This is a genomic window from Robinsoniella sp. RHS (assembly GCF_001029355.1).
Lineage (GTDB): Bacteria > Bacillota > Clostridia > Lachnospirales > Lachnospiraceae > Robinsoniella > Robinsoniella peoriensis.
Genome location: NZ_JNGB01000062.1, coordinates 1 through 7885, shown reverse-complemented (window position 1 = coordinate 7885; position 7885 = coordinate 1). Strand labels below are relative to the sequence as shown.

The following is a 7885-nucleotide window of genomic DNA, read 5'->3' as shown; positions in this document are numbered from 1 at the left end:
AGGGGGCGGACCATGGCAGGCGTTTGGAAGGCTTACCGCAGAACTGGCATTTTCTAACCTTCCCGGAGTGCTTTTTGGCGGCACGCGGGCATTCGCTCCGAAATCCTGATGCATTTCGCAGCTCAGTGCCCGCTTAGTATCCGATGGGAGCCAGTCGAATACTATCCGCCAAAAAAACACTCCGGCAAGGTAAAGTAAATGCTCAGATCTGCTATACGCCTTCCAAACGCCTGCCATGGTCCGCCCCCTTCTCTTTCCGGGATGCAGTTTATTGATACAAAGCTGGTTTTCTCAGCACGGTGGGACCCCGGGGTTGTGGCATGCTGTACGCTATTGGCATAGAACATATAAAATCCATAAAGCAGCTGGATCTCACTGTAGACTGGTTCTTCATTCTACTCCCGTATATTTATGGTGATAGTACCTAGATCCAGTTAAGTCTGTGATCAGGAAAGCAAAGAATTTAATATTATCACACACATTTCACACGGAACTGCCGAAACACATTCTCGTCCCCAGGCAATCCCTATTTCGCTTTTATCAACTCATAAACTTTCTTCAGTGCATCCTTAATCCCGCCAACTTCATTAATGATGCCCTCATCCACTGCCTGCTTACCCACAAGAATGGTTCCCAGATCCTTGGTCAGCATTCCGGTGTCTAACATGAGTTCTTCCAGGCGGTCCCTGTTAGCATCGCAGTGTGAGGCTATAAATCCAAGGATACGGTCCTGCATCTGTTTAAAGTAATCGTATGTCTGAGGTGCTCCGATTACGGTACCGCTCATTCGTACAGGATGGATAACCATGGTTCCTGTCTCTACTATGAAGGAATAATCGGTGGATACGGCGATAGGAACGCCTATGGAGTGGCTTCCGCCCAGAACCAGAGATACGGTGGGTTTGCTTAAGGAAGCAAGCATTTCAGAAATTGCCAGTCCTGCTTCCACATCCCCGCCTACGGTATTTAACAGAACCAGAACGCCTTCAATATCATTGCTGTCTTCAATTGCTGCCAATTGGGGAAGGACATGTTCGTATTTCGTAGTTTTGCTGTTTGAAGGAAGGCATTCGTGACCTTCAATTTCTCCGATTACTGTCAAAAGGTGAATCTTATGATCCAGGGTTATTTGTCCCATTTCCTTGATTTCTTCCTGCTGCTGCTCTTTCTTTTCATCTTTGCCGGATTTATCATCATTGTTTCCATTAGCCATTTTATAATTCCTCCTGTTTTTTTTCAAATATGCTAATCGTAGCATTCCCACTTAAGCAGAATCTGATGCATAAAAAAAACAGAACAAAAACCTTTTGGCTTCTGTTCTGTTCATAACAGTTATCTGTTATAAAAATATTCTGTCTGCAAGTCCCTGACCATCTGTATATAAAGTTCCTTGCACTCTTCATTTTTATTGTCTTCAATCATCTGAATGCAGGGATGAAGGTATTTATCCCAGACACCCTGGTAAATAGACGACTTTTCCGGATTTTTATTAATGTGTTTCACAATGGTTGGAGCTACATCATAATATTCTTTGATGATTTCTTCTCCTTCCGGCTGATCCATCAGATAACCGTCACGGTAATTACGTAGAATGGTTAATTCATAACAATCATCCGGCTTTCCGAAAGTTTCACAGACGGCAGTAGTAATATAACAGAATTTCCGGTGAAATCCATGTTCAATATGCTCATAAGTTGCTGCCTGTATATTGGTCTTCGGAAAATGCTCTTTCCACCCAGCCAGTAATTTTTCAGTTAAAGGTTTGGAGGATTCACCATGGAATTCCAATATGGCAGGTAGTACGTAAACAGCCATATACAAATTATAATCCATTAATAATTTTTCCTGATTATTCTTTTTACCCTGAGCCTGAATCTTTTCATCTGCAGTTTCTACAAGGGCATTAGCCATATTTGACAGAAACTGATCTTTGTCTACTACATCCTGGTAACCGTTTTCGATAGCCTGGAAAGTAACCATATTTTTTTCAAAGTAATTTTTAAATGCTGCCGGATATAATTTCTTTCGAAAATTACCCAGTGGATCTTCGATCTCCAACAGAAGTCTTGGCATACCTTCAATGCCTACAGTATAATAATTCATGATTCATATCCTCCTTACCAAAGCAAATCAGAATGCTCCAGCTTTTTGTCTCGCTGCATTAATTCATTTACTGCTTCGGCAGCATTCTTTCCTTCAAATAAAACTTTATTCACCTGTTCGATAATCGGCAGTTCTACATCGTACTTTTTCGCAAGCCCCATAGCGGCTTTTGCAGAATAGACTCCTTCGACTACCATTTTAACTTCATCCATGGCTTCCTGCATGGTATAACCTTTACCAATCAGGTAACCTGCTTTCCGGTTACGGCTGTGAACGCTGGCACAGGTAACGATCAGATCCCCGATTCCTGTCAGACCATAGAAAGTTTCCGGTTTTCCACCCATTTTCATGCCAAGGCGGGAAATTTCTGCAATTCCTCTGGTAATAAGAGCAGCTTTTGTATTGTCGCCATAGCCCAGTCCGTCCGCGGTACCTGCAGCCAGTGCAATTACATTTTTCAATGCCCCACCCAACTCTATACCAAGCATATCCGGGCTTGTATAAACTCGAAATACAGGACTAATGAAAATGTTCTGCAGATATTCTGCGGTCTTTTTCGAATGTGCACCAACAACGCAGGTGGTTGGAAGGCCTCTTCCAACTTCTTCTGCATGGCTTGGACCGGATAAAACAGCCGCATCAACGCCAGGCAGCTCTTCTTCCATAATATCGGTCAGGGTAAACAGTGAATTCTCTTCAATTCCCTTTGCTACATTCATAACAATCTGACCAGGTTTTAAAAATTCTTTCATCATCTTACAGGTGCTTCTCGTAAAAGGAGAAGGAACGGCAAGAACCAGAATATCCTTATCGGTCATAGACTCTTTCAAATCGTTTGTAATTGTTATGTCCTCTGGTATTACCACACCCGGAAGTTTGGATTCATGCTGTCTTTTTTCACGCAGCATATCCACTTCTTCTTTTATAATAGACCAGATCGTAACTTCATGTCCGTTTTTATGCAACAATACCGCCAGAGCCGTACCCCAGCTGCCGGCTCCAATAACGCCTATCTTAACCATATAATTACCCCCATTGTGTTTTATGTAATGACTTATTTCTTACTTAAAAAGGTTTTGTTTTCCGTACCGCTTAGTAAACGCCCGATGTTTGCCCGATGCTTCCAGAATGCAAGAATCGCTAGAAAAGCACCAATAGCATACAACTCATTCAAATGCGGCTGGGTCATTTCAAAAAATCCGGTCTGACCGAGTACAATCAATTCGATCATGATTCCCACATAGACCAGAAGGGAACCAAGTGATACAAAGTGAGTTGTAAAGAAAGTCGTAAAAAAAGTAACAATGCCAAGGATTGCCATAATCCAGTTAAATGATAACACAAGTCCTGCAGTTGCGGCAATCCCTTTTCCACCTTTAAAGCCTAAATAAAAAGGATAATTATGCCCTAAAATCGTGCCAGCCGCACCGTAGAATACCAACAGGGGCAGGATATCCTGATGTGACCTGCCAAACACCAGGCGGATGATTACTACCGCCAGGATACATTTGAGGCAGTCCCCTGCAAAAGTAATCAGTCCTGCTTTTTTTCCAAGAGTCCGCAGCATATTTGTACTTCCGGCATTGCCGCTTCCATGTTCACGAATATCGATGCCATGCATCCTGCCGTAAATATAGCTGGTCTGAAAAAGACCAAATACATATCCGATAACTAAGCAGATGATACGTTCCATAACCAATTATTTCTCCTTTTCCTTACGTTCACGAATAATAAATTTAAGCGATGTTCCTCTGAATCCAAAAGTATCCCGGATTTTGTTTTCCAGATATCTGGTGTAGGAAAAATGCATTAGCTCTTTGTCATTCACAAAAATGACGAAGGTAGGCGGCTTCACAGCTACCTGGGTAATATAATACAATTTCAGACGTTTTCCTTTGTCCGATGGTGGCTGCTGCAGAGCAACTGCTTCCGTCATAATCTCATTTAAGACACCGGTTGCGATACGCATGGACTGGTTTTCAATTACCATATCGATATTTTCGAAAAGCTTATTCAGTCTCTGCCCTGTCATTGCGGAAACAAACATAATTTCGGCATATGGCATATAGGAAAGTGTATCTTTTACTTTGTTTGTATATTTATAGATTGTTTTATCATCTTTTTCAATAGCATCCCATTTATTTACTACGATAATGACTCCCTTACCGCGTTCATGGGCAATGCCGGCAATTTTAGCGTCCTGTTCCGTTACACCTTCTACTGCATCGATAACTACGACCACTACATCTGCACGGTCTACTGCGGTAACGGTACGAATAATACTGTATCTCTCCAGCTCTTCTTTGATTTTACTCTTTCTTCGAAGTCCTGCAGTATCAATAAATACATATTCCTGTCCGTTAAACGTAATTGCAGTATCGATGGCATCTCTTGTGGTTCCTGCAACATTGGAAACGATCACACGGTTTTCTCCCAGAAGTTTATTTATAATAGAAGATTTTCCAACATTTGGCTTGCCTACTACGGCTACACGCGGTCTGTCATCTTCTTCATCCTCGGTACCATCTAATTGAAAGTGCTTTGTAACTTCATCCAGCATATCGCCAATTCCAAGCTTTGAAATAGCTGATATGGGAACGGGATCTCCAATTCCTAAATTATAGAATTCATATACATCGGACATTAAACGGTCAAAATTATCTACTTTATTCACGACCAGAATAACCGGTTTCTGGGAACGGCGAAGCATGTCTGCTACTTTGGCATCGGAATCTACCAGTCCCTGACGTACATCTGTTATAAATATAATAACATCTGCAGTGTCAATAGCGATTTGAGCCTGTTCTCTCATCTGCGCTAATATGATATCTTTGCTGTCCGGTTCAATACCGCCGGTATCTATTAATGTAAAATTGATATTCAGCCATTCTACATCAGCATAGATACGGTCTCTTGTAACACCCGGCGTATCTTTTACTATAGAAATATTTTCTCCTGCCAGAGCATTGAACAATGTGGACTTTCCAACGTTTGGCCTTCCTACGATTGCAACGATTGGTTTACTCATATATTTTCACCTCTTGTGTCTTTTATTCTTCCTTTTGTATCAGGGCTTCGACAAAAGCCCGACCGCTTGATTTTACAATACTTACCTTCGTTTGTAAAGCAATTTCCATTTCAGATACCGTTACATCGTCTAAAAAGACGTCTTCCCCGCTTCGTAAGACATTGTCAGAAAGCAGGAGGCGCTGCCCCAGATCTTTCCCTTTTAACTGTGAAATAATGTCATTTCCCGTTAAGAGCCCGGCAACGGTAATCCGCTCTCCAAAGAAATTATTTTTAATTTCATATACGTAGGCCTGAATGCCGGGATATTTTTGGCAGACTTTTTCGCTTAAGCTTTTTATATAAGGATAAGCTAAGACACCGGTAGCAATAGAAAGCTCTTGTTTTCGGTTGTTACCGATTAGTTTCTGACACTCCTCTTCTACTTCGTTTAACAGAAGCCTTGTCATTCCCACACCATTTTCTAACTGCAGGTATCCATCATAGGTCTCTTCCGCAGGCATTTCTTCTCCGGCAAGTATATACCATTCATCCCCGGCATGAATAAAGTGCGTACCGAATTCGGCAAATAATTTCTTCTGCCAGCGGTGTATACAGTCCAGTACTTCTATTGCATCTTCTTTTGTAAAAGGTTTCAGGGAGAATAAATCATCCCGGTACTGTGTCATTCCCACAGGAACCACAGATACGCTTTTTAAATGAGGAATGTATTTTGTAAGTTCCCCAATGGTATATTCCAGTTCTTTTTTGTCGTTGATATCTTTACATAGAACAATCTGACCGTTCATTTCTATCCCTGCTTCATACAGTCTGTCCACTTTCTTCAGTGCTTCTCCGGCAAAACGGTTGTTCAGCATCTGACAGCGCAGGGCAGGGTTCATTGTATGAAAGGATATATTGATGGGTGCCAGCTTGTAGGTGATAATCCGTTCGATATCATGGTCACTCATATTTGTGAGTGTAACGTAGTTCCCCTGCAGGAAAGACAGCCTGGAATCGTCATCTTTAAAATAGAGGGTTTCACGCATGTTTTTCGGCATCTGGTCAATAAAGCAGAATATACATTTATTGCGGCAGGAACGGTATTCGTCCATCAAACCATTTTCAAATTCAATGCCCAGATCTTCTTCGAATTCCTTTTCAATCTCCAGTTCCCATTCTTCACCATTGCTTTTTTCAACCAGTAACTCCAGGTATTCTTCGTTGATGAGATAATGATAATCAAATACGTCTTCTATTATTTTACCATTTATAGATACCAGAACATCGCCAGGTTCGATTTCCATTTCCTCTGCAATGCTTCCGGCAAGAACACGGCCGATGATATGTTTTGTTTTTTTCATAATCTGATCTTTACTCCTTTGTTTCCTATATAATACTAAATTCAAATCTAAAATGCAACGTCTGATTTTTAGATTGGTACAGATCTCTCTTATTTTTGTACAAAAATCTCTTGTTTTTTCTTTTATACGACAATTATCTTGACGGAGACAACTCAAAATGATATAAATAGAGTGGTATTTATAAAGATTTAATATAAGTATATGTAATAATTTCAATTATACGTATTTTTTGGAGGTTAATTTATGCCAAATTTAGAACCATTATGTAAATCACTGCCTGTGGCACCACTGAAAATAATTCCGCTGGAAGGCTGCCGCGATTTTGCAAAAGTCGTTGATCAGTATCTGGTAGAATTCCGCCACACTTCCCCTACCCATCAAAAGGACAGCATCGCTTTCCAGGGATACTGCCAGGACACGTATCTGGTTGACTGCGAATGCCCGAGATTTGGTACCGGAGAAGCAAAAGGGATGATTAAATCTTCCATTCGTGGAACCGACTTATTTATTATGGTTGATGTATGTAATTACAGCCTGACCTATTCTGTATGCGGGTATGAAAACCATATGTCCCCGGATGACCATTTTCAGGATTTAAAACGTATCATTTCTGCTGCTACCGGAAAAGCAAGACGAATCAATGTTGTAATGCCGTTTTTATACGAAGGAAGACAGCATAAACGTTCCAATCGCGAATCCTTGGACTGCGCTCTTGCTTTACAGGAGTTAATCAATATGGGAGTTACCAATATTCTCACCTTTGACGCCCATGATCCAAGAGTACAAAACGCTGTCCCATTAAGCGGATTTGACAGCTTCATGCCAACTTACCAGTTCTTAAAAGCAATGATTAAGTCCACACCGGATTTAAAAATTGACAATGACCATTTAATGATTATCAGCCCGGATGAAGGTGCTATGAGCAGAGCCGTATACTTCTCTAATATCCTGGGTGTGGATATGGGTATGTTCTACAAACGCCGTGACTACTCTACGATTATCAATGGTAAGAACCCGATCGTTGCCCATGAATTCCTGGGAGATTCCGTAAAAGGAAAAGACGTGATCGTAATCGACGATATGATTTCTTCCGGCGGAAGTATGCTGGATGTGGCAAAACAATTGAAAGAACGTCAGGCGAAAAGAGTATTCGTATGTACAACATTCGGCCTTTTCACAGATGGTCTGCAGGAATTTGATGAGTATTATGAAAAGGGATATATTGAAAAAGTAATTACAACGAACCTGAATTACCGCATGCCGGAACTTCTGGATCGCCCGTATTATGAAGAAGCTGATATGACAAAGTTTTTGGCAAGTATCATTGATTCCCTGAATCATGATGTTTCCATCAGCCGTGTACAGTCTCCTACGGATAAGATTCATGAATTGCTGGAGAAGTACAACAAAAG

Annotated in this window: 7 protein-coding genes; 1 reads left to right on the top strand and 6 read right to left on the bottom strand. The window is 41.2% G+C overall.

The features are described 5' to 3' along the window. Positions 1–526: 526 nt before the first annotated feature. The 6 genes from RHS_RS20100 to RHS_RS20075 form a co-directional block, all read right to left on the bottom strand. The gene (locus RHS_RS20100) at positions 527–1213 is read right to left on the bottom strand and encodes a ClpP family protease (protein ID WP_027294120.1); all 687 of its coding nucleotides are present in this window, start codon (positions 1211–1213) and stop codon (positions 527–529) included. A 119-nt stretch (positions 1214–1332) separates the two neighbouring features. Continuing rightward, the gene (locus tag RHS_RS20095; protein WP_052377796.1) at positions 1333–2103 is read right to left on the bottom strand and encodes a CFI-box-CTERM domain-containing protein; all 771 of its coding nucleotides are present in this window, start codon (positions 2101–2103) and stop codon (positions 1333–1335) included. Positions 2104–2117: 14 nt separating this feature from the next. Next, positions 2118–3125, bottom strand: a complete 1008-nt coding sequence (locus tag RHS_RS20090) for an NAD(P)H-dependent glycerol-3-phosphate dehydrogenase (RefSeq protein ID WP_044296001.1) — start codon at positions 3123–3125, stop codon at positions 2118–2120. A gap of 32 nt (positions 3126–3157) precedes the next feature. Beyond that, positions 3158–3796, bottom strand: a complete 639-nt coding sequence (gene plsY, locus RHS_RS20085; protein WP_027294122.1) for a glycerol-3-phosphate 1-O-acyltransferase PlsY — start codon at positions 3794–3796, stop codon at positions 3158–3160. Between the two features lie 6 nt (positions 3797–3802). Further along, positions 3803–5131 (bottom strand): ribosome biogenesis GTPase Der, encoded by a 1329-nt coding sequence (gene der / locus RHS_RS20080; protein WP_047834169.1) that lies wholly within the window; start codon positions 5129–5131, stop codon positions 3803–3805. 22 nt (positions 5132–5153) lie between these two features. Then, positions 5154–6473, bottom strand: coding sequence for a radical SAM protein (locus tag RHS_RS20075; RefSeq protein WP_044295999.1), 1320 nt, complete (start codon positions 6471–6473; stop codon positions 5154–5156). A gap of 243 nt (positions 6474–6716) precedes the next feature. On the opposite strand from RHS_RS20075, the gene RHS_RS20070 reads away from it, so the two are divergent. Continuing rightward, a partial coding sequence (locus RHS_RS20070) for a ribose-phosphate diphosphokinase (protein WP_047834168.1) occupies positions 6717–7885 on the top strand: 1169 nt, incomplete at its 3' end.

Bases quoted from the DNA above. Each gene is read 5' to 3' on its own strand.
- der (WP_047834169.1), bottom strand. From the start codon at position 5,131: ATGAGTAAACCAATCGTTGCAATCGTAGGAAGGCCAAACGTTGGAAAG.
- RHS_RS20095 (WP_052377796.1), bottom strand. From the start codon at position 2,103: ATGAATTATTATACTGTAGGCATTGAAGGTATGCCAAGACTTCTGTTG.
- RHS_RS20075 (WP_044295999.1), bottom strand. From the start codon at position 6,473: ATGAAAAAAACAAAACATATCATCGGCCGTGTTCTTGCCGGAAGCATT.
- RHS_RS20090 (WP_044296001.1), bottom strand. From the start codon at position 3,125: ATGGTTAAGATAGGCGTTATTGGAGCCGGCAGCTGGGGTACGGCTCTG.
- RHS_RS20100 (WP_027294120.1), bottom strand. From the start codon at position 1,213: ATGGCTAATGGAAACAATGATGATAAATCCGGCAAAGATGAAAAGAAA.
- plsY (WP_027294122.1), bottom strand. From the start codon at position 3,796: ATGGAACGTATCATCTGCTTAGTTATCGGATATGTATTTGGTCTTTTT.